This is a genomic window from Brasilonema sennae CENA114 (assembly GCF_006968745.1).
Taxonomy (GTDB): Bacteria; Cyanobacteriota; Cyanobacteriia; order Cyanobacteriales; family Nostocaceae; genus Brasilonema; species Brasilonema sennae.
Window position 1 is genome coordinate 170,249 of record NZ_CP030120.1, and the last position, 21,473, is coordinate 191,721.

Annotated in this window: 20 protein-coding genes and 1 pseudogene; 12 read left to right on the forward strand and 9 right to left on the reverse strand. The window is 42.5% G+C overall.

Annotated elements, in window-relative coordinates; all coding sequences use genetic code 11:
- Nucleotides 1-31: 31 nt before the first annotated feature.
- A complete protein-coding gene (locus DP114_RS34140; protein WP_171978418.1) occupies nt 32-406 on the forward strand; it encodes a helix-turn-helix domain-containing protein in 375 nt (124 codons plus the stop codon).
- Nucleotides 407-570: 164 nt separating this feature from the next.
- On the forward strand, nt 571-1,053 hold the full coding sequence (locus DP114_RS34145) for a transposase (protein ID WP_171978419.1): 483 nt from the start codon (nt 571-573) through the stop codon (nt 1,051-1,053).
- A 74-nt stretch (nt 1,054-1,127) separates the two neighbouring features.
- On the opposite strand, the gene DP114_RS34150 is transcribed toward DP114_RS34145, so the two are convergent.
- The 4 genes from DP114_RS34150 to DP114_RS34165 form a co-directional block, all read right to left on the reverse strand.
- Nucleotides 1,128-1,499, reverse strand: coding sequence for a hypothetical protein (locus DP114_RS34150; protein ID WP_169264874.1), 372 nt, complete (start codon nt 1,497-1,499; stop codon nt 1,128-1,130).
- A gap of 79 nt (nt 1,500-1,578) precedes the next feature.
- Nucleotides 1,579-1,824, reverse strand: a complete 246-nt coding sequence (locus DP114_RS34155) for a Pb-reticulocyte-binding protein (protein ID WP_169264875.1) — start codon at nt 1,822-1,824, stop codon at nt 1,579-1,581.
- Nucleotides 1,825-1,858: 34 nt separating this feature from the next.
- Entirely contained in the window at nt 1,859-2,221 is a 363-nt protein-coding gene (locus DP114_RS34160) for a DUF6876 family protein (protein WP_169264876.1), read from the reverse strand.
- Nucleotides 2,222-2,339: 118 nt separating this feature from the next.
- Nucleotides 2,340-2,591: a hypothetical protein gene (locus DP114_RS34165; protein WP_169264877.1), complete on the reverse strand. Its 252-nt coding sequence runs from the start codon at nt 2,589-2,591 to the stop codon at nt 2,340-2,342.
- Nucleotides 2,592-3,154: 563 nt separating this feature from the next.
- Here DP114_RS34165 and DP114_RS34170 point away from each other — a divergent pair.
- From DP114_RS34170 to DP114_RS34185, 4 genes are all read left to right on the forward strand, one after another.
- Nucleotides 3,155-3,568 (forward strand): hypothetical protein, encoded by a 414-nt coding sequence (locus DP114_RS34170; protein ID WP_171978420.1) that lies wholly within the window; start codon nt 3,155-3,157, stop codon nt 3,566-3,568.
- 148 nt (nt 3,569-3,716) lie between these two features.
- Nucleotides 3,717-4,352: an NYN domain-containing protein gene (locus DP114_RS34175; RefSeq protein ID WP_211178418.1), complete on the forward strand. Its 636-nt coding sequence runs from the start codon at nt 3,717-3,719 to the stop codon at nt 4,350-4,352.
- Nucleotides 4,353-4,423: 71 nt separating this feature from the next.
- The gene (locus DP114_RS34180) at nt 4,424-4,921 is read left to right on the forward strand and encodes a helix-turn-helix domain-containing protein (protein WP_169263472.1); all 498 of its coding nucleotides are present in this window, start codon (nt 4,424-4,426) and stop codon (nt 4,919-4,921) included.
- A gap of 100 nt (nt 4,922-5,021) precedes the next feature.
- Complete coding sequence (locus DP114_RS34185; protein WP_169263471.1) at nt 5,022-5,627, forward strand: transposase; 606 nt, start codon at nt 5,022-5,024, stop codon at nt 5,625-5,627.
- Nucleotides 5,628-6,022: 395 nt separating this feature from the next.
- Here DP114_RS34185 and DP114_RS34190 read toward each other — a convergent pair whose 3' ends face one another.
- The 3 genes from DP114_RS34190 to DP114_RS34200 all read right to left on the reverse strand — a co-directional run bounded on the left by DP114_RS34190 (nt 6,023) and on the right by DP114_RS34200 (nt 9,454).
- Nucleotides 6,023-6,874 (reverse strand): hypothetical protein, encoded by an 852-nt coding sequence (locus tag DP114_RS34190; RefSeq protein WP_169268476.1) that lies wholly within the window; start codon nt 6,872-6,874, stop codon nt 6,023-6,025.
- A gap of 525 nt (nt 6,875-7,399) precedes the next feature.
- Complete coding sequence (locus DP114_RS34195) at nt 7,400-8,899, reverse strand: hypothetical protein (protein WP_169268477.1); 1,500 nt, start codon at nt 8,897-8,899, stop codon at nt 7,400-7,402.
- 321 nt (nt 8,900-9,220) lie between these two features.
- On the reverse strand, nt 9,221-9,454 hold the full coding sequence (locus tag DP114_RS34200; RefSeq protein ID WP_169268484.1) for a helix-turn-helix domain-containing protein: 234 nt from the start codon (nt 9,452-9,454) through the stop codon (nt 9,221-9,223).
- 186 nt (nt 9,455-9,640) lie between these two features.
- Here DP114_RS34200 and DP114_RS34205 point away from each other — a divergent pair, with 186 nt between their 5' ends.
- The 3 genes from DP114_RS34205 (at nt 9,641) to DP114_RS34215 (ending at nt 11,345) form a co-directional block, all read left to right on the forward strand.
- Nucleotides 9,641-9,919: a hypothetical protein gene (locus DP114_RS34205; protein WP_169268478.1), complete on the forward strand. Its 279-nt coding sequence runs from the start codon at nt 9,641-9,643 to the stop codon at nt 9,917-9,919.
- Nucleotides 9,920-9,987: 68 nt separating this feature from the next.
- Nucleotides 9,988-10,368, forward strand: coding sequence for a hypothetical protein (locus tag DP114_RS34210; RefSeq protein WP_169268479.1), 381 nt, complete (start codon nt 9,988-9,990; stop codon nt 10,366-10,368).
- Nucleotides 10,369-10,451: 83 nt separating this feature from the next.
- Nucleotides 10,452-11,345, forward strand: coding sequence for a hypothetical protein (locus DP114_RS34215; protein WP_169268480.1), 894 nt, complete (start codon nt 10,452-10,454; stop codon nt 11,343-11,345).
- A 394-nt stretch (nt 11,346-11,739) separates the two neighbouring features.
- Here DP114_RS34215 and DP114_RS34220 read toward each other — a convergent pair whose 3' ends face one another.
- Nucleotides 11,740-13,965, reverse strand: a complete 2,226-nt coding sequence (locus tag DP114_RS34220; protein WP_169268481.1) for a hypothetical protein — start codon at nt 13,963-13,965, stop codon at nt 11,740-11,742.
- Between the two features lie 150 nt (nt 13,966-14,115).
- Here DP114_RS34220 and DP114_RS36615 point away from each other — a divergent pair.
- A pseudogene (locus DP114_RS36615) lies at nt 14,116-14,629 on the forward strand (four helix bundle protein).
- 65 nt (nt 14,630-14,694) lie between these two features.
- On the opposite strand, the gene DP114_RS34230 reads toward DP114_RS36615, so the two are convergent.
- A complete protein-coding gene (locus DP114_RS34230; protein WP_169268483.1) occupies nt 14,695-16,458 on the reverse strand; it encodes a type IV secretory system conjugative DNA transfer family protein in 1,764 nt (587 codons plus the stop codon).
- Between the two features lie 1,037 nt (nt 16,459-17,495).
- Here DP114_RS34230 and DP114_RS34235 point away from each other — a divergent pair.
- Together DP114_RS34235 and ltrA are read left to right on the forward strand one after the other, a co-directional pair.
- On the forward strand, nt 17,496-19,067 hold the full coding sequence (locus DP114_RS34235; protein WP_169268591.1) for a group II intron reverse transcriptase/maturase: 1,572 nt from the start codon (nt 17,496-17,498) through the stop codon (nt 19,065-19,067).
- A gap of 667 nt (nt 19,068-19,734) precedes the next feature.
- Nucleotides 19,735-21,390, forward strand: coding sequence for a group II intron reverse transcriptase/maturase (ltrA, locus tag DP114_RS34240; RefSeq protein ID WP_169264597.1), 1,656 nt, complete (start codon nt 19,735-19,737; stop codon nt 21,388-21,390).
- The last annotated feature ends 83 nt before the right edge of the window (nt 21,391-21,473 follow it).

A 21,473-nucleotide genomic window follows, 5' to 3' on the forward strand; every position in this document is an offset into this window, starting at 1 on the left:
TAGGGAGAAGACAGCAATAAAGTGATAACCGATGCCTGCGCCGCTAAGAATAACGCTGACCTCTGAAGAAGACCGTACACTCAAAGAACTCAGTTGTGCGCAACGAGTGCCTTCAAGAACTAAGCAAAGAGCGATTGCCTACGGCAGAGCTTCGCTTAACGCTTTAAGACTAAACGCTTACGGTTGGAATGTTCCAAAGATTGCGCAGTACTTAGATTGGGCAGAGCAAACAGTGCGGCAAACGATCAGTCGCTGGCACAAACATGGTTTGGGAGGACTGTGGGAAGCGCCCGGACGTGGAAGAACACGACGTTGGAACCAGGCCGATTGGCAGGCACTCTTTGCAGTGGCTTGCAGAACCACGGCGATACAGTGCACGGCAGTTGAGCCAGAAACTAGCGAGTGAAAGACGAGTGGAACTGGGAGCCGAACAAGTCAGACGGGTATTAAAAAAAAAGGGTGGTACTGGAAACGGCTGCGTTACAGTCCGCCTGTAACCCGAAACCCAGAATATCTCCAAGCCAAGCTTGAAAGTGGGAATTACTCAAGCTTTGGGCACAATTAGGCGTTGTGTACTTGAAGTACCTGGATGAATCTGGTTGCTATTGTACTAGTCCCACAAGTTACAGCTACGGACGAAGGGGAGAACAAAAATGTATCCGGCAACCACGCCGACGGGGTAGGCGTATCAACATCTTCGGTGTTTGGGAACCGAAGGTTCGTTTTGATTATGCCTTAATGGTTGGGACACTCAAGACACCAACCTATGTGCAACTAATGGACTGGCAGGCAGCAATTGCTAAACATCGCTTGCATAAAACAGGACAAATCACCGTGATCATTCACGATAATGCGTCTGTTCATAAAAGCCATCTTGCACGTCAGCACCATCAACGATGGCAACAGCAGGGTTTGTACATCTTTTTTCTGCCGCCTTACAGCCCTCAAATGAATCGTATTGAAGATGAATGGTTGCATCTCAAACGTGACGAGCTTGCAGCTCGAGTTTTTGAGGATGAATATGAACTAGCGTTAAGCGAAGCTCTGCCGTAGGCAATCGCCATTATTGAGGGTATAGAAAATAGAGCCGTGCAAGGTCAGTTTCAAGTTGAACGTTTTATGTTTAATTAGGTTGACCTACTTAGAAGATTAGCACTTATACGTTCAGCATATTCTTGTCTACGTTGCCAAGACATTCGATCTTGCACTATCAAGTCTTCAAGGCTTTTACCAAACTTACGGTTAGCGTATTCAAGCAATTGTTCTAGGGAGTATCGCTTTTCTTCAAGTTTGCCAAAATCACTTGCAAAGCGTTCTTTAAAATCATTCCAATTGAAAGTTTCTTTGAGCGATCGCTTAGCGACAAGGCCACAAAGAGAGCGAATAGAATAGTAAACTTTTGAATATACACGTTCAGAGTAGTTGTTAACGGCATACTCACCTAAGATTGAATCATCAATTGGTTGAAAAGCAAGAGTAGAAGATTTACGTGATGCCATACAAAATACTCCAAAAACTTCATGAACAACAGGGCGTTAGCCTACAGATTGGCTGCTATTTACGTATGTAAAGATAAATTCACCACCAAGCTGAATCATCGCAGTCAGCCATTAAGTCTTTGTTCTCGCAGTGTTGCTGGTAATCAATCTCCAGTTGTTGCAAGTCTGCATCCATTGCTAGTTTTTGTACTTCCAGCATTATTTCTTTTAAATGCTTTTCTTTACTTACACCTGAATAGTAAATCTTGATAAATTTGTCAGCTTTGCCTATGAACATTTCAAGATTAGTAACAAATGTCTGTTCAAAATCTATCGCTTCAATCATTATTTTTATTCCAGTCAAAATTGGATGGTTGACATTAGTACTCATTTGGTAACATCAAAACTCTCTGAACCAGGTAAAGTTTGATGCTAGATAGTGAGAAGTCCGTGTACTCAAGTTCTTGTCGTAGAATCTCCTTATCTGTATCCCATTCACAAATCAAAGTGCCTGATTTTCCCTTGACTAACAAATGCCAAATCTGAAAATATTGCAGCTTGGTATTAGACAAAAAAGTCTGAGTTTGATGCGAGGCAATTGCATCTATTAGCCAATAGGCTTCGGCAGTATCAGCGAGGTATTTAACTCCTTCTGTAAACCCGATGCCTAGCCAATGTTTGTAAATAATATCCGAACCAATAAATTGCTTGAGATCAGCAGTTATTTCATCCGGCTTTTTCATAATGTTTTGCTCCTAATTCCTTTCATTTGTTTCTTAGGCGTTAGCCATGAGCAAATAAATTTTGGTGAAGGAAGTATCACCAAAACTAAGTGGTTCTTATTGATTGCAAATAGGATATTTATCGCGTGAAAATTTCTTGAACTGCTACCAAATCTTCTTCAACCAATTCTTCGCAGTATCCTCGTGGAGAATCTAGAACGACTGTGTAATTCCAGGTACTTCCTGAATAATCATCGATTCGCAGTCCTGTAACTTTGCCTGTCGCCCATTCTTGGGGATTACAATTGCTTTTGATTGCAACGCGCTGTTCAAAAGTATATTTAGGTGAGAGCGCTTGATTGTGAGTGAAGGTGATTGTTATGGTGTTCATGGTTTATTTAACGCAACCTTGGACGTCAAAAGATAAGATTCATCGCTCACCTTCCGGCGTAAGCCGCTTGAATCTTATGTTTAAGAATGTTAACCTGTTCTACTATTTTTTATTTTCTTTGATGCGAATTAGAGGGTTTTACCCCTGATTCGCCAGCAGTATCCTTGTAGGCATGGTTTGCGCACAACTAGAAGTCATTGACAACTCTTTAGTTTTCCTGCGCCATCAAGAATAGCGGTTATCTCGTAGGTTTTGGACACTTTTCCCAGATGGTGCTTTGTGAATAGGTAATAGGTTGCCATTATTTACCTCTTGTTCCCAGTCGAAGATGATTTGATTTACATTTCCCTTTTTAAAGTAGAGGTTTTTATCAATGATGGCTGCGATGTGGATGACACCGTGTTCTTTGGAATAAACTTGTGTGTTTGGTTGTAACCATTCAGGATGCGTCGTCAGACAAAATTACCTGCTTGCTATTACTTAGCAGGCTGGCGTTAGTCAAAGTGGTGGTTTTTGTTATTGCGGTAGATACTGTTAATAGTTATGTCTAAAAAATTTGCATTATGGAACCAATACAAAAGCAGCAGGCTGAATTAATTATCCAGCAAGCTCTCAAGGAAAATTTTACCGATAACGAGAAAGTTGTTTATGATGATTTCATTGTCGAAGCTGGGGTGAAAAACCCAGCCGAGATGAATGAGACAGATGTTGACACCCTAATTAGATATCTTCATGCTTGCGAAGCATCTAATGAATTTGTTATTAATGTAATAAATCGTTTGACGCAAGTCGCTCCTGCTTATGTCATGACGAAGCTTCTCAATAGCGATAATGACGGAGATGGTGTACCTTTGTACCAAGAATTGCAGCTTGGGACAAAGGCTACTGAATTTGACACTCCTTCTGAAATAGCAGTTGCGGGGCACAGGCAATATCAGCAGTTTTTTCCAACTCAGAATAGTGATGTGGAGTTGTAAGTATAACCCAATGTGGTTGCTCCCAACTGCATTAGTTTGTTACCTTGTCAACTATCTTGAGTTATAAAATACTTATGGAGCATTGAGTGGAGGTGCATGATTTAGGATATGGTTCTTATGGAGAAAACAAGAGGATTTTTGGGAATTAATGCCAACCTCTCGTGACAAAGATATTGCAGTTTTATTACTGGATGCTGAAAATCTTCAATTGACGGCAGATATGGAAGCGTTTTTGCAGTCGCGATGCTCTTACCAAATCACTTGTAAAATAGCGTTTGCTAATTGGCGGGTGCTGGGGAATACAGACCAATTATTGCATGAACGAGGATATGACCTCATCCAAGTGCCAGGTGCAAAGGACGCAGCAGATGGGAAAATGATTGCTTTTGGGTGTCAGTTGCGCGAATTTTATCGTAAAGCCAAAGCGGTATTTGTTTGTTCATCAGATGCTGTAATGCTAAGTCTATGCAATTGCTTGCTGCAACAAGGATTAGAAGTCTATCGGGTGGTGAGGCATGATAACCAGGTTAAAGTGTCGAAATACCCAGAAAATGGGGTAGCGGTTTTTGGTCAACCAACTGCAACCGTACTAGTTACTACTCAAACTGATGACCCCAACCGAGCGGTAATTGAACGGCAGTTAGTAGATATTATTCAGGATGTTGGTGCTGACAAAAAATCCATTGCCTTATCGGATTTGGGTCAAGAATACTTGAAGCGTAACGGTGAGGCAATTACCAAAGCGTTGACTCGCTTGAAACTAGTACAGCACGGCGTAAGTTAACCAGGTATTACTGTGGGAGAATGAGTAATTAGATTAAAAGTAGTTTTTGCTGAGAAGCGGAGAATTAGGATGTGGCAGGATTAGCTCCAAAACAATTAAACTTAAGCGATGGCGATCGCTCAGAACTGCAAGAGTTGGTAAACCGACACAATACAGGGCAACAAATAGTACTACGTGCAAAAATAATTCTTCTAGCGTCAGAGGGGAAAAATAATGGCGAAATTGCTCGAACATTAAATATAAGTCTGGATATGGCTCGTTTATGGCGAAACCGATGGTTTAAAACTAGCGATAAAAAGTTGCCTACTTTTGAGAGACTACGAGATTCGGAGCGTATTGGGGCACCAGTAAAATTTAGTATGGAGCAAGTAATCAAACTGTTTGCCCTTGCATGTTCAAAACCCGAAGACTACGGACGACCAATAAGTCATTGGACACCAAGAGAACTAGCAGACGAAATTATAAAGCAAGGGATTATTGAAAGCATATCTGTCCGCCATGTTGGAAGATTACTAGAAGAGGCAGAACTTAAACCCCACCAGAGTAGTTACTGGTTAACCCCCCCCTAAGGACGAAGAATTTGACGTAAAAGTTGAAGATATTACTGGTTTATACATAAGTGCGATTGAACGTTATCAAAACGCAGAGCGTACAATATCAATTGATGAAATGACGGGTATTCAAGCTACAGAGCGTCTAGAAAAAGATTTACCGATGCGACCTGGTAAAGTTGAAAGAAGGGAGTTTGAGTATATTCGTCACGGTACACAGAGTTTAATTGCTAATTTTGATGTCGCTACTGGTAAGATTATCGAGCCTACTTGTGGAGATTCTCGAACAGAAGTTGATTTTGTTCTCAATATTCGTCGAATCATTGAAAGTGAACCCAATGCTAAAAAATGGCATCTAATCATGGATTGTCTGAATACGCATCAGTCTGAATCGCTGGTTCGTTTGGTTGCAGAAAAAGAAGGTTTGAATATCGATCTGGGTATTAAAGGAAAAAGGGGAATACTCAAATCCATGAAATCCCGTGCTGCTTTTTTAAGTGACAAAACACATCGAATTGTTTTCCATTACACCCCTAAACACTCTTCTTGGCTCAACCAGATTGAAATTTGGTTCAGTATTTTGGTTCGTAAGTTACTTCAGCGTGCTAGCTTCAAGAGTCAGGATGACCTAAAAACCCGAATTCTTGAATTTATCGACTACTTTAATAAAACAATGGCTAAACCTTTTCAGTGGACATATAAGGGTAAAGTGTTAGCTGTCTAATACTTGGTTTATTTACGCCGTGCTGTACTAGGTGGTGACCTCAAAAAGTTTGTCAGTAATTCTAAACTTTTGAAACTACAAAAAGTTAATAAGGTTTTTAAGGTTACTCTTGTTTAAAAGGCGTGAGTGCTGTTGAAACAACTAATCGGGTAATGAGCGATCGCCCGTTCTGCGCTGCCGTGTTCTGGAAGAACAGGCTCCTCCAAAGCTCCACTTTGGGCAACAGGGCGCTAAAACGCAAAGCGCTCCCTATGCCTACGTCACGGCTGCGCCTATCGGGGAAGCGATCGCCATCGCTCTAAATGCTACTGCCATCTCATAAATTGAAGGATTGACTGTAAACTGTACCCATTACCCATCATCCAACTGGCGTTACTATTACTTATTACTAACGGTTATATTGTTTCTATGTAGCTGAGGATAATATTCATTGTATCTTGAGTACTAATTTTATACTGTGCTGCAAGCTTATTGATATTAGCTTCACCAGCAGCATGGGCTTTGATAATTGCCTGAATAATGTTTTGTGGAATATTAATTTCACGAGTTTTAACAACTGGTTCGGGAAAAGTTTGATCAATGAAAATTTCTTTTTTTCTTAGTAAATGTATCTGATGATAGCGTTCGTTTTTGGATATCCACTGACAATTACCTGGAGCAAAGTCTCCTTCTGGCGAGATACGCGATATGACTGTACCATTGGGTGCGAGTCCCATATCTTTTAGAAACTGGGTAAAGTTGTTGCGCCAGGATGCATCAACTTCAATTCCACACCCACCATGATACTTATACTGATGGTGGTTTTTGTTGTAGCAGATGCGCTTGATATGTAACCAGGAGTTATACTCGTGGCTTTTGCAGCGACTGTGAACAGTTTTGATAGTCTTAATGTTTTCCCGTCGCAAGCAACCACAACTTTGTGTCAGCCCTCTTTTTAGGCTATTTTTGCTAATATACTTTTGAGTACCGCAACTGCATTGGGTAAGGAGTAGTAGTTCACCCCTTTTCCCTTTAGCTTCTACATCGGATATAACTGTTAGTCTTCCGAAAGTTGCTCCAGGTGGGATGGATTCTTTTCTTTTGTTACAACCGCAGTTGGTTGACCGACCATTGGTGAGGGTATGACTGTAGACAAGTTTTTGGGTTCCGCAATCACATTGACATAATACTTGCTTTCCTTGCTTGCCTAATACAGTCCAGCTACCAAATTTTTCACTTATATCAATGATTGTTTTGTTTGTCTCCATAACTAATTATAGTTTTTCTATTATCTTTCTTAAAAAAAGTAATGAAAATTCTTAATTAATTTACTTAAATTTTACGTATAGTCTCTCAGAAAAAATTATTTTTTTTGTAATTATATTACTGCTGTAAGAAAGATGGTAGTGTTTTAACGGAATAATTAAATAACTACCACCATTTCTTTACATATACAAGTTTTCTAAAGCAGAACTTTCGCAGTTTACGTTAAAAATTAACTGTTTAATTGCTATTAGGATGTTTAATGTTATCAACACAAGTGTGATCACTTTTCATATAAACGGGTCAATAGTCCGAAGATTAATCATTGTTGAAATTTTATGTCAAAATGACCCCAGGAATATGCTTAATCCAATCACCTAAGCACTCTGTTAGATCCAGTCCTACCGCTTTGGCAGCTCTAATCAACGTGTCTAAGGGTACGCCGCTTCTAAAAATCTACGCAAATCTGTGCAATAATGCTCAAATCTATGTAGAGGGAAGTTAGCGGTTTATCTTCCAAGAAATCATCTTTAGCACCATTCGCGTAGCGTGTCCGAAGGACATAGCTTGCTCTGGACAGATTGCTCCGTCCATCGCTTGACCAAAGACTCCCAGTTAGAGATAGCATAAAAGTTGTGACGCTTAATGCTAGATTTCTTTATCAGATTATTCAGTTGATTCCACAGGCTCCATACGTGCTTTCCATCCTTCACAGATAGATAGGCGGTTATGGAGCCTGGAATATTTTCAGTTAGTCGCATAGCACGTCGTGCAATAGCCATAGCAGCAGCTTCATCACTGGCTAAACCATACTGACGTGCATACTTCACCAAGCCAATAACGCTGGTGTAGGCAGGATTTACTTTCATCAAGTAAATACCACGATTACTCAAAACGCTTTCGAGTAGTTCATAAAATCGGCTATATGCCCAACCGGAAAGCATCCGAGCATATTTTCTACCACGTTCTCTAAGTTGCTCTTTCTTGGTAGAAAAGTCTAATTCTTCACAGACAACAGGACAGGCAAATGTGTCCGCTAATGTTGCTAATTGCAAGCAAGCATCAACAATCTGAGCGTCCTGTTTGCCTGATGGCAGCCCCATTTGTAGCGGAATTTGTCCATGAACTTTCAGGTTGCCATCGCGGTCAACGTATGCCCAACCGATTGAGCCAGGATTCATGTCAATTCCAATGCATCCATAAGCAGAATGCCTGGAGACACGTTTTACTGGCGCTGGAGTGAACTGTACTGCTGCATTCCACTTGCCGTTCTTGCGGTAGAAATGCCATGTCTTAGAACCATCTTTAGGCAATCTGTTAATGTTACGGTCAAAGCTACCTAATCTGGTTTGAACATATTTTTCAAACTTTGATTCTAGGCAAGCAGGCACACGAAACTTGAGGTATTCACCGTCCCATTGACAAACCTGATTTCCAAACGATTCATCTTTAGAGCCAACTACAAACACTTGGTTTCTAGGAATAACTGTTTGAATTGGCGCTGTCTTTAAATGCTCAATCTGTTGACTTAGTTGGTAGGCACGGCGCTTCTTGTTGTGAATTTGGAAACGTAGGTTCTGCCAATTCGTATCACGAAATTGAATGGAGCAGGACAATGAAAATCTGCATCCTGCTTTGCTATTCTGCCAATTCTTATTGTCGTAAAACTTTAATGAATCTGCTAACTTTTTCTCAGACTTAGTAATCCAAGAATTGATAGACTTAAGCTTACCTTCTAACGTTTTAATATGCTGTTTTCTATGCTCTTTCGATGCCTCAACAGCACCTTGAGCATGACTAATTACACCATTGGCATGACGCTTTGAAATACCATAAGTCGTTTGTAAATGCGTGTTCCAACTTGATTTGTTGAACTTTTGACCAGAAAGAATGAAGCTGACTGTCTCACACGCTGCTTTATGGAATACCAGACTGTAAGCAGTCAAGAACATCTCAAACTCTGTGATTCCTAAACTATTTAATTCTTCTGCTGGTGTCGGTAATCCTTTAATATACGTGAGAGTTGCCATTTATTTCACCTCGCTGGGTCTAACACGTAAGAAAATGTTAGCGAAGCGGACCGAAGGTCGGCAGCCTTACTAAAATGAGTACCCGCATATCGTTGTATATGATATAGGATACATTCAATTATATGGGCATTTCGGAAGAGATGTATCTCATCTATCTTGCGATTTTGACTTGAATAACAGAGCGATCGCTACGTATTAGAAGCCCATCTGGAGCGCAGCTTGGTGTGGGCGATAAGCCGGGCTTGACGCGTTGCATTCTTCGTGTCCCCTTGGGACGAGCGCGTATCGCAAGGAAGGACAAGAGGGTCGATAGTTGATGGGTCAATTATCGAAATTTACTCCTAGGTTAACTCCAAGCACCTTTTCGATTTTACGAAGAGTTTCTTCAGGTAAAGCATTCCTGACTCTTTCTGCTTCAATGTCATACCAGTAGACACGCGATATACCAATTTCGGCGCAAATAACCTCTAAAGAGCGCTCATCAGCTTCTCTTGCCTCTTTTATTCGCTGCCCTAGTCCGGGAACTTCCTTGTCCACTGTTCGCCTTACTTTCATTTGAGTTGCAATCACAAGCTTTAACACTCCACTTGTAAACTATTAGCTACCACTTTACTGTAAGTTGTTAGCTAACACTTGTAAGTTGTTAGCTAACAACTTACAATGAGAAGTACTAGAAAGGCGGTTCACTTTCCACAGAGCACCGCCTCTCTCAATAACCCTTAATTAAAGGTTTGATTCATTATGTCTCACTTAACGCTCGACAATCAAGCTCTAGCTCAACTTGAACTATCCACATACCTTGCACAGCAATCGTCCGATACTGCACACTACGAAATTGATTCTACTGATGACATATTCGGCAAACTCTACCGCGTATGGGGTGGTCAACTAGGAATCAACTGTTTCGGTACGTTCTATCAAAACCTCGACGGTTTTTGGGTATCGCAACCTTGCTGCATAGACGAGCGTCAACAATGGCGCACCAGCGATGAAGCAGTCGCAGCCATAGTCAACGCATAGAAATAAAGAAGTCATCAGTCAGTTGTTCTTTGAGCAACTGGCTATTCTTGCTGTATGGAGCCAGACCAGTGATTTTTACACGAATTGAACTTGAAACCAAAAGCCTTCTAGAATTGACAGCCTTGTGTAATCAATACGGATTAAAGGCACACGATGACCCATTACTCAGGGCTTCTTGGTCTACTGTTTTGCTGTCCTTTCCCCACATCGCTATTTCACAAATGCAGCGTGAGGTGGGACTTAAGTACCTTGGACGCGATGGCATCGAGTCTTTAATAGTTGCCTATAACGCTCTTGGGTTGCCCACTCGCGAGCAAGCAGCCTTAATTAAAGCTTCCTCGCAAGGGCGGACAATGCCAATGCCATATAAATTGGAACAGCACAAGTTATTGGCATTGTATGAAGCCAAAGTGAATCTCGACAAAGCGATATCTCTGCTGAGTTTCTAGTGACGACCTTCACACGCCAACTGGCACACCAATGCGCTTATTGTTAGCGCAACGTAAATTGAGATTACCGCACCTGAAAATAAATGACTCGACAGCCTCATGACCAGTTCGCAAAGCAGTATTTGGAAGAGTTACTCTCGCCTTTTGGAAAGGTAGAAGTCAGTCGTGAAGTGACTGATGAAGTCCGACAAGTAGACATTCTATTTTCCCCCACAGCATCACCTGACGCTGACCCGCAGTCTTTAGGATTGCTTGGTAGTATTGCAGCGAGTGCCTCGTTGTTAGAACCCTTTCGCAATCCACCAAGCAAAACAGAAGTGAGAAATTGTATCCTGAAGCTATTTTCCGTGTACGGAGAGTTTCAGCGCAAAGCAAAACGAGAAAGTACATCTTTGCCAGAAGATAATTTACCTCGTCTCTGGATTTTGGCACCTTCTGCTTCAGCGGCTTTGCTGGATAGCTTTGGCGCTAGACTAGAGTTAGAAAACTGGTCGTCAGGTATTTACTTTCTACCTAAGTCTTTTAGGACGGGGATAGTGGCAATCAACCAGTTACCAGTTACAAACGAAACACTCTGGTTCCGGCTTTTAGGACGGGGAACAGTTCAACAGCAAGCGGTTAGAGAACTGATTGCACTTCCACGCCTAAACCCTTTACGTCGCAACGTCCTAGAACTGATTTTTAATTGGCGTGTGAGCGTAGAGGTTCAGGAAAATTTAACTGAAGAAGAGCAGGAGTTGATTGTGAATTTATCAGAAGCTTATCGGGAAGCCAGAGCGGCGGCTGTACAAGAAGGACAGCGTTCAGTTGTAGAAAACTTGCTCAAAGTCAAGTTTGGTTCTCTGGATGACGAACTGTCGAGAGTCATTGATGTTTTGCTACAGTTACCACCAGAGGAGTTTGCTAGAGTACTACTGCAATTGCCTAATTTATCCCGTGAGGGATTATTAGAAAGGTTTGCAAGAGGAGGGAGTTGATAAGATTTTTGTTTGAGTGATCAGTTAATGAAAGCGATCAGCAATGCTTCGGCTCCCTACCGGAGCATCGCACCTTTAATTGAGAATTTTTATCAGAATGAACCGCTCTGGATGATAGATTGAATCGCAATTTCCGAAATATCACCAAGCCCTTCGGGCAGGGAACAGGGAAGAGGGAACAGGCAACAGTAAGAAAAAAACCTGCCCGAACATTGGGTCCCAAGCCCCGCTCCTTATGGTATGAAAAGAAGAAAAAAATTGTTTCGAGACACGTAGTGCGTCCCTTGCGCGTGCCCGCAGGGCTTTGAAACAAGGTGTCCTTGTCCAAATCCCCTAACTTAACTGCGGGGATTTTCCTGTTGCCTGTTGCCCGTTCCCTGTTCCCTTTTGAATTTCATAGTTCAACTCCTCCCGACTTAGCTTGAGGTGCAGTTGCGGTGACAGTTTGGCGTTGGGGAGAGGGGATGTGTTCTGTAGGAGTGTACTGTATTTTGATTTCTTGAGTGCGCCATGCTCGTAAGTCGTTCATAATATTTTTAAGCCCAACAAAATCGACGACTGTTTCTCCTTTCTTTTGGGCTTCATTTGTCTTATAGTTTAAAATCTTAAAGTACATCTCCCGCTGGTCAGCAATTGGTAACTTGCCGTCGTTGTCCTTTATCCGCTGAAGAATTTCTTCATTACCCTGGTTCATCGCCCCTCCCCAGTCAGGACCACCATACTTGACCATGTTTGCCCATTCCTCGGCGATATATGGGTGAACCTTAACGGGGATATCACCAGCCGTTTGTATTGGTTGTTCCTTGGGAGGTGCGGCTGCAGCTGTAGGTTGTTCATTACCGAAGATTTGTTCCAAGTTAAGTTTTTGGGCATTCTGGGCAATAAACTTCACCCGGTTGATATCGTAGTCAGAAATATTCATCTTACTGACTTCTTTGGTGATACCAGCTTCGGTTTTGGTTAGGTCAAACCGGACTTGTTCCTGGGTTCCCTTCTCCTCAGTGGTTTTAAACAATTGCAGGCTTGCTCGATTGTTTTCTCTGTCACGCGATCGCCTAATGGTAAACTCACCTACCGTAAGTTCTTCTTTATCTGCTTGGAGGAGGACGTTGTTAAGGGTGAGCAACATCTCGTTTTGTTTAAATACTTCCAGGGTTTTAATTGTCCCAGCAGGTGCTAAACTCCCAAGTGAATTTGCGACATCGCGGATATCGGCATTGCTAAGGTTGGGCAGTTTGCCATTATCATTTAGGTGTTCTGCCACCATGAGAAACTCCTGACGTTCCACTGGTAACATCTCAATGGGCTTTTTCGTTATTTTGAGTTCTTTCTTTTTATTGAGTTTGAACTCCATCAAAGAGTTTTCCCATCCAGATAGTTCATCACTGCGGCGGTGGATGCTGATGGTATCTCCACAGGCGCGAATCACAAACGCATCGCTGCGGTAAATACGCGATCCATCTTGCTCAAGAGTGCTGTATTTTTTTAACATTGCCGTTGCAGTTTCAGCAATGTCCTTATTTTCACCGTTGTAGCGTTCCAAGAGTGCTTGCTTGTGCTTAATCTGGTAAATAGGTACTTCAACCTGACGCGCCCATTGCTGTGCTGCTGGTTCCACCCCTTGGGATAGTCGCACCTCTTGATAGGTAAATTCAGGTGCATATCTCCTTCGATTCTTGGTTTCCAACTCTTCTGGTTCTTGTGCAAAAAATTGATTGCGGTTTGAATTTTCATTGACCTCGTTTTCAGTTTTATTTTCCGATTTTTTGTTACTAGTAACTGTCTCTTGGGCTTGAGAGTTTGGTTCAGTTTGTGCTATTTCTTCTTGAGAATAATTGACTACATCATCTTCAAAACTATGACTTGATTCGAGATTCTCTTCAGGAGATGAGGTGCTTTCAGGTGACTCAGTTCTCAGTGAATTTTCTTCTGTTGCAGCGAAATTCTCACTATCAGATAATAACTGTTTTGTCTCGGAGTGATTTTTGATGACTTCAGAAGATGGAGGTAATAGCTTAACGAGTGGAACGCTAGCTACATCTATGATTTCATCCTGACTCAGTATTTCGGTAACGAGATTAGTTGTACACTTACCTTTACTATCTTGTTCGTAGATAACGATTTGTTTATCCGAACCATCAGACTCTAAATAAGCTGTGATTTTGAGAGCACTTTCACTAGTTTGTTGATAATCACTACCTAAATCAGGTACATCTTCTACTAACCTGGTGACGATTATTTGTGCTTGATAATTAGTAAAAGGCTCAGTTTGTGTATTTGGCTCAGTTTCTACTGTGTATTGACCCTCTCTGAATAAGTCGGGCATTAATACAATATTAGTTTCCTGATTGTTTTTTGTACTTGGGTTAGTTAAATCAACTTTCTCCCATTTATATGCACCAGGGGTGGATTCGTCGGGTACAAGATTATAGATGTCTTTGCCAATCTCAACTGCTATTTTACTTGCTTCTCGAGCTTCTTTAAGTTTTTCGAGAATGACTTTAGTTATCTCGGTAAGTGCATTGATGAGGATTTTGCTTAATTCTCGACTTGTTTTAATTACAGTATTGGCTGTATTTAAATACGATTCATTAATTTGAGTTTGTTTGGGGTCGAACATATGTGAAGAGGGAAGAATTTCAATACGGTTCGGTTATCTGTTAAGGTAAGCAGTTCTTGAGCAGGGGGAGCAGGGGAGGCAGGGGGGGGGAAGAACATGAAAAAATGGAATCATGGTGAAGAGAGTGGGGAAAGTAGAGGAGGGAAGAAAATGCCTAAAGAAGCAATTAAAGACCATAAAGATTTGGGAATTTACAAAATTGCCTTTGAAGCAGCAATGAGAATTTTTGAGCTATCGAAGAAGTTTCCTCTGGAGGAAAGATATTCATTAACTGACCCTCCGGGTTCAGCAGTCGCAGCCTACGGCTCGCTCCGCTAACATGGGGGAAACCCCCAAGACCGCGCTGCTTCACCAAATTCGGCGTTCATCACGTTCTGTATGTGCCAACATGGCAGAAGCGGGCGCGCAAACGTCGTTATGAGGCAGCATTCGTAGCTAAATTGAATGATTGTGTTAGCGTAGCGTTCCCGTTCGCCCTTGGCGTGCGCTCTGCGCATAGGGAATAGCTGAAGCATCTGAAACCCAAACATGGATTGAATTTGCTGTCAAATGCAACTACATGAATGTGGAGGCGGGACGAGAACTTTACAGCAATTACAATCAAGTTTTATCGGGTCTAGTAAATATGATTAATAATCCATTACCTTGGTTGATGAATCATTAATCTCCCCCTGCCTCCCCTGCCTCCCCTGCCTCCCCTGCTCCCTCTGCTTGCCTTGCATTTCATATTTAGAAAAAGCTCTTGTATGCATCAACTGGTAAAGGTGCACTACCTGCTTGTACAGGTGCTTGCGGAATTGGAAAGCGCTTGTTGACGGACGACACTCGCATATCTAAATCTTCTTGTGTTGGCTTTCTCTGGGTACTTTTTCGAGCAAGTTGCTTGATAATTGTATCCCACTTTGTATCGTTTTCTTGTTCGAGTGCAATGATAGATTTCGCTATCTTAATATTTTTTAATAGTGGGACTGAACCCTCATTTTGGTTACTATAACCAGGGTTGATAAACAAACATTTTCCAGGTGGTAATTTGAGAAACTCGGCTGGTTCAAATAGCTTGCGAGTCCGTTCTTGGTCACTGATAGATGTACTAGCTTTACCACCTCCTGTTGACCGAGATTTTTGTTTATATTTAATTTCTTGTTCGCCTAAATATGCAGAAAATAATCGTGCTGATTCTTCTTCACCAGGATTGAAAACAAACTTTGTACCGCACGCACCAAGAATTGCACGAGATATTTCTTTACCGTAAATCTTTTCAAGCTGACCCATATTTTGCCAACCTAGAATGCCACAAAATCCTTCGGAACGAGATTCGTTAAGCCATTTAAATAAGTCTGGAAGGAAGATTGATGGTAACTCGTCAAGGCATACTATTAGAGGGCCATGCTCTTTACGCTTTTTGGCAATACTGCGGGAGACTACCATGTGAAGGATACTAGTCATGAGAGGGCTGACAGCATCGCGGCGTTCTCGATCTAACCCGAAGATAATCATCTGCTTGCGTTTTACCTCCAGGGGAAGTGTAGTTTTACCGACAAAGCAGCCCAACGTACCCCTTGCCATAAACCGAGTGAACATCAATGAAGCGCCACCAGCAATGCCCGCAACAGTTTTCTCGGAACCTGCTGAGCTAAATAATTGACCAAAAGCTATTTTAATCCAAGGGTTTAGTTCTGCTGCCATCAAGCGTGCTACCATTTTTTCACTTGACACAATTGCAGCAGCAGTCATAATATCAGCATGTTCGCCGAACTCCTTGGTGAGCATGAGGATTGCTTGCGTTAGTTGGTCACCTGCAGGACCAAAGAATGCATCTTCAGACGCATTTCCAAGCAACCGGAAGTTTTTGTTAATCACTGTAGCTAATTGCCGTGCAGTTTCAGCATCGCTACTATCGCGTAAAAAATCAATTGGGTTACATACCTCTGATTCGGGGAATCCTGGTGCAAATACGTGTACGTCATACCCTTTTGATTTGGCGTAACTGGCGATTTTGGCTTGACTGGGGTACTTAAAATCGTATAGAACTATACCAAAGCCCTGGTCAATAGCTGAGTAAATCATTGGGTTGATAGCAGAGAATGACTTACCGCTACCAGGTGCCCCAATGACAGCCGTTCCGCGTTGGACATCAGGTACATAAAGCGGGACTCCTCCACTTCCCTTGGGCAGTTTTTGATTCTTGTCTTTATGTACTCCAATATACAAACTAGCGCTATCGCACTTAGGGAAAGATATCTGTTTGACGGCTTTTTTCTTAGCGCGAACAGATTCCTTTCTCCCACCCCAGTAGCTAGTTGCAAGTTTACCTTTTTTACCGCCACTAAACATTTGCAGAATGACGAGAGCTAGAATACCTCCAGCCAAGGCTAATCCTTGAGGAGAAAACAACCTATCTGTGTACTTGCTAAAGTCGTATGAAGATGGTTTTGCTTCTTGGTTAGTTTTGACTGGGACCGTTTTCGCTGTAGCAAAGTATAAATTTTTCATAAAAGGAGTCACGAGTCAAGGAAGAGGTAGAGGGGAAGGTGGGGTTCCCTTTGGGGAACTCACCGGCCCCCACGGAGTGGGGATTAGGGGCAAAGGGGCGGGGTGCAGGGGTTGGGTTAATCTTAGACAAAATTGCCCAACCTTAGACAAAGTACCCTAGAGAAAACCCTCAATTAGGGTTGCGGCGGGCGCGGTATTTTATACAATAACTATCTCTTGCCAATCTGATTAACCCGTGCCCGCCGCAAAGGTTGGGCAATTTTGTCCAGGTTTCATCAAGGGGGGAAACCCTCTCCCTTCTTCATAGCAGGGCTGTTTCATTCCCTGAAAGGCTTACATTGTCAAGTGTTTAGGAGATGAAAATTATGGGTGCAAAATTGATGAATGCGATACGCGGAGCGTCAAGCCTCCGGCTTATCGCTTAAACTCAATTTTTGCGCCAATATGGTAATTTTTCTCACATTCTTACTTACATATTTCTGGACGGTGCGATTCGTTGATATCTGAATCACGGTTAAAATCCGCAAAATAAGATATCCAGTCAATCATTTTTGACTGAACTCTAGACAAAAGATGTAGGTGAAAGCCCTATCCTCCAAGTTCAGGAGTGACTCCTTACCTGTCCACACCGAGCAAACTCGGAATTTTGCAGAGTGAAGCTGGAAGCAGGGCGCAATCAGACGGCAGTTATGGGCTGACACTGGCGCTAACAGGGAGTGTACAAGGTGAGACAGAACCTAAAAAAGCAACCCAAAGTAAAGCAGGGCATAACATAAAAACCCCTGACTTCGTTAGAGACAAAACCCCGTCGATGTTAGTCCAGCAAGCGACAAGAACAAGGGGTTCTAACGGTTGAAGTGGTTACACCTAAAATACACAAAACAATCTAATCTAGGGAACGAAGAAAAACGGGTTAGGAGTCTTGAGAAAGGTCGAAAACTCAGGTAAACCAGACGAGAGGTGTAAACCTCCTAACACGGGTAGGATACGGCGTAATTGCTGTAAGGTGTTCAGAAAACATTCTTAGGAGTCAGAGCATGATTAGACACAGTAGCAATACTAGTGAATCTTGGAGCAAATTACCCTGGAAGAAATTCCGGCGCAATTTATTCCGCCTACAAGTTAGAGTGTTCAAAGCAGTTAAAGCAGGAGACATGCGGAAAGCGCGGTCACTTCAGAAACTGATTCTGAAATCCAAAGCTGCACGGCTATTGGCTATACGTCAAGTAACTCAGCTTAATGCTGGTAAGAGGACTGCGGGTATTGATGGCAAAGCGTCCCTCAACTTTGAAGAACGCCTTGCACTTGAGGAACACCTCAAGCTCAATTACTCTAATTGGCATCATAACAGATTACGGGAAATCCCGATACCTAAAAAGGACGGAACATTCCGGACTTTAAAAGTCCCCACTATCACAGACAGAGCATGGCAATGCCTTGCAAAGTTTGCTCTAGAACCAGCACATGAAGCAACATTCCATGCACGGAGCTATGGATTCAGAACAGGACGCTCAGCACATGATGCACAGAGACAAGTCCTCAACAGCCTAAACTCCTACGCAAATGGAATAGAAAAGCGAGTAATAGAACTCGATATCGAAAAATGCTTCGACCGGATAAGCCACACAACTATCATGGATAACTTGATAGCACCAAAAGGGATGAAAATTGGTATCTTTCGATGCCTAAAAGCCGGAATACATCCCAACTTTCCAGAACAAGGAACCCCCCAAGGTGGTGTGGTAAGTCCCCTACTAGCTAATATTGCACTCAATGGAATAGAAAGTGTCCACAGGTATCACAACCAAGGGTCAAAGATAACCGATAGGACATCTCCTAACAAGATAATAGAACCAACCGTCCGCTACGCTGACGACATGGTAATTTTTCTTAAACCCAAAGATAATGCAAAAGAAATACTTGAAAAGATAAGCCAATTCCTAGCAGAAAGAGGAATGAAAATCAGTGAGAAGAAAACCAAGATAACCGCATCGACAGATGGTTTCGACTTTTTAGGCTGGCACTTCAAGGTACAGAACAACGGGAAAGTAAGAAGCACTCCCTCGCTGGAGAACTTCAAGAAATTCCGTCAAAAAGTAAAAACTATCGTCAACTGCTCTAATTATGGTTCCGAGGTAAAAGCTGAGAAATTAGCCCCCTTGGTTAGAGGATGGAGGAATTACCACCGCTTCTGCAAAATGGATGGAGCACGGTTCTCACTATGGTTCACCAGACGCAAAGCATTCAAGGTATTCAACAAAGAAACAAAGAATGACAGATGGTCATGCGCAACGCTGACTAACAAAGCATTCCCAGCAGTTTCTTGCTCCGAAAGAAAATATGTCATGGTCAAAGGTAACAAATCACCGTACGACGGAGACATCCAGTACTGGAGCGAGCGTAACAGCAAGCTCTACGATGGCGAAACCTCTAAAGCCTTAAAACGGCAAAACCATGCATGTGGTCACTGCGGCATGAAGATGCTACCAGGTGAAACAATCCACCTACATCATGTAGATGGTAACCACCAGAACTGGAAAGCAAACAATCTTCTAGCCATACATCAAAGTTGTCACAACTACATCCACATGAGCAAGGGGAAACCTTAGAACATCGGGAGCCGGATGCACGGAAACGGGCACGTCCGGATCTAACTGAGAGGGACGGAGCATAAGCGCGACTTGAAAGGTCGTTTAGAACGGAGAGCCGACTCTCCTAGAGAATTCACACTCTCTACCCTAATGTAAAAGACTTTCCGGAGTCCGGTCACGCCCAAGTAGGTAACGAAACAGGCGGAATGCAGACCACAAACGTAACCTTAACTACTAGCCCAAAGTGGTAAGGAGCAAGAGGGAGTTCTCCCAAGATGAACAAAAGTAAATTGATGTTTAAACTGCGTCATCGCACAGGGAGCCAAATCAGGCTGACAGGTTCCAACCAAAAGGTAAGTGGGTAGATTTATGGTTTTATGCTCTATAAATCGTGTGAATATAACTCCCACCGCAGGAAAGTCAACATCTAAAGGAGAATATACACTAAGCGAAACAACAAGGTAAACCCCATAGAGTCTATAGGATGTCGATACCAATAGTAAGCTAACCGCAAGGAAAGCAGAATCCTCTGGAGGGTAAAGGATGGAGTAAAAAGCAAAAGCCCGTTTGTAATGAACGAGATAGGGGTTCAAACTTTGCCCCTGACCGAAAGGAATAGCAGACTTACTCTGGGTCTTATGAGAAAGAGAAACTCACAAAGAAACTTAATTCAAGGACAAGTTAGATGTCGTACCTCGGTACAACAAACGGACTAAGAAAACCACTAGAAGATTGGAGCCAAATCAACTGGCGAAAAATCAACAAAGCGGTTAGGAATCTGCGTCAAAGAATCTTTCTCGCGAGAAAACTTGGTAACTGGCGGAAGTTGAGAAACCTCCAAAAGTTAATGCAAAGAAGCTACGCCAACCTATTACTCTCTGTTCGGAAAATCACTCAGACCAATAAGGGTAAAGCAACGGCAGGAATTGACAAAGAAATAATCAATACCCCAAAGCAGCGAGTGAAGCTGGTAAACAACTGGAGTGGAGGAAATCAAGATCCTACAAAACGGGTAATGATCCCCAAAGCCAACGGTAAGAAACGACCGCTCGGAATCCCAACCGTGCGCGACAGAATCGAACAGGCAATAATAGTCAATTCACTAGAACCCGAATGGGAAGCCGTATTTGAACCAAACTCCTATGGATTCAGGTGCGGTAGAAGCTGTCATGATGCCATAGCACAAAATTGGATAAGATTAAATGCAAGTCCAAATGCTAGAAATAACTGGGTTTTAGAAGCTGATATTCAAGGATTCTTCGACAATATTGCCCATGAATCTATCCTTAGACAACTAGGTAATTTCCCAAACAAAAACCTAATCAAAGGATGGTTAAAAGCTGGATTTATCTTTGAAGGGATATACAGCCCGACAGAAACGGGTACACCACAAGGAGGGGTTTGCTCCCCGCTCCTAGCCAATATCGGATTGCATGGATTAGAAACCTTTATAAAATCCACCAATCCAAAACTTGGAGTGGTTAGGTACGCTGATGATTTTATAGTCACAGCTAGAGACAAAGGAAGCCTCGAAAATGCCCAAATCCAGATTCAGCAATGGCTGTCAGAAAGAGGTTTGAATCTCAGTACGGAGAAAACGTTCATAACGTCAATGGCAGATGGTTTTGACTTCCTCGGCTTCAATCACCGCCATTATAATGGCAAACTGCTTATCAAACCCTCGAAAAAGAAAGTCTTAGACTTTTGTAAACGAATCGGTCAAGAAATAAAAGCAATGAACGGATGTGAACAAGAGGTAGTCATCAAAAGACTGAACCCAATTCTCCGAGGTTTTGCTAATTATTACAGAGGTGTGGTTAGTAAAGAAACCTTTGAATATGTCAAAAGTAGAATATGGCAATACCTCTGGCGTTGGGCTAAACGTCGCCATCCCAACAAGAACACAAAATGGGTACGGAAACGTTACTTTCAGACCAGAAATCGCAAGAAATGGACGTTCGCTACATCTACTAGCGACCGCCGAGGCAAACAAAAGGATTTAATCCTATACCCGATAGCGTACACGCCCATCGAACGCCATGTAAAGGTCAAGGGGGAAGCATCACCGGATGACCCCTCACTCAAAGAATATTGGGAAAAACGCCACCAAAAATATGGTAAGAGCTACTGGGAGAAAAACTCTCGGAATTATAAAATCGCTCAAAACCAAGACTGGAAATGTACCTGTGGTGAACCATTATTCAATGGAGAGGAAATAGAAACCCATCACATCGTACCTGTTGCTCAAGGTGGACTTGATGACGTAAAAAACCTTCAGCATCTACACAAAGCGTGTCATAAGCAGGTACACACAAAATCCAAGTCAACTCGCTTGAAGTAAGGCTTGAGCGCAGTGAGTGCGAAAGTCTCATGCTGCGTTCTTAGGGGAGGGGAGAGCGGTGACGCTCGAACCTTACCCGACTA

What these genes read in the sequence shown, in the direction of transcription:
- DP114_RS34140 (WP_171978418.1), top strand. Translation starts at nt 32, where the DNA reads ATGCCTGCGCCGCTAAGAATAACGCTGACCTCTGAAGAAGACCGTACA.
- DP114_RS34150 (WP_169264874.1), bottom strand. Translation starts at nt 1,499, where the DNA reads ATGGCATCACGTAAATCTTCTACTCTTGCTTTTCAACCAATTGATGAT.
- DP114_RS34155 (WP_169264875.1), bottom strand. Translation starts at nt 1,824, where the DNA reads ATGATTGAAGCGATAGATTTTGAACAGACATTTGTTACTAATCTTGAA.
- DP114_RS34160 (WP_169264876.1), bottom strand. Translation starts at nt 2,221, where the DNA reads ATGAAAAAGCCGGATGAAATAACTGCTGATCTCAAGCAATTTATTGGT.
- DP114_RS34165 (WP_169264877.1), bottom strand. Translation starts at nt 2,591, where the DNA reads ATGAACACCATAACAATCACCTTCACTCACAATCAAGCGCTCTCACCT.
- DP114_RS34170 (WP_171978420.1), top strand. Translation starts at nt 3,155, where the DNA reads ATGGAACCAATACAAAAGCAGCAGGCTGAATTAATTATCCAGCAAGCT.
- DP114_RS34175 (WP_211178418.1), top strand. Translation starts at nt 3,717, where the DNA reads ATGCCAACCTCTCGTGACAAAGATATTGCAGTTTTATTACTGGATGCT.
- DP114_RS34185 (WP_169263471.1), top strand. Translation starts at nt 5,022, where the DNA reads ATGACGGGTATTCAAGCTACAGAGCGTCTAGAAAAAGATTTACCGATG.
- DP114_RS34190 (WP_169268476.1), bottom strand. Translation starts at nt 6,874, where the DNA reads ATGGAGACAAACAAAACAATCATTGATATAAGTGAAAAATTTGGTAGC.
- DP114_RS34195 (WP_169268477.1), bottom strand. Translation starts at nt 8,899, where the DNA reads ATGGCAACTCTCACGTATATTAAAGGATTACCGACACCAGCAGAAGAA.
- DP114_RS34200 (WP_169268484.1), bottom strand. Translation starts at nt 9,454, where the DNA reads ATGAAAGTAAGGCGAACAGTGGACAAGGAAGTTCCCGGACTAGGGCAG.
- DP114_RS34205 (WP_169268478.1), top strand. Translation starts at nt 9,641, where the DNA reads ATGTCTCACTTAACGCTCGACAATCAAGCTCTAGCTCAACTTGAACTA.
- DP114_RS34215 (WP_169268480.1), top strand. Translation starts at nt 10,452, where the DNA reads ATGACTCGACAGCCTCATGACCAGTTCGCAAAGCAGTATTTGGAAGAG.
- DP114_RS34220 (WP_169268481.1), bottom strand. Translation starts at nt 13,965, where the DNA reads ATGTTCGACCCCAAACAAACTCAAATTAATGAATCGTATTTAAATACA.
- DP114_RS34230 (WP_169268483.1), bottom strand. Translation starts at nt 16,458, where the DNA reads ATGAAAAATTTATACTTTGCTACAGCGAAAACGGTCCCAGTCAAAACT.
- DP114_RS34235 (WP_169268591.1), top strand. Translation starts at nt 17,496, where the DNA reads ATGATTAGACACAGTAGCAATACTAGTGAATCTTGGAGCAAATTACCC.
- ltrA (WP_169264597.1), top strand. Translation starts at nt 19,735, where the DNA reads ATGTCGTACCTCGGTACAACAAACGGACTAAGAAAACCACTAGAAGAT.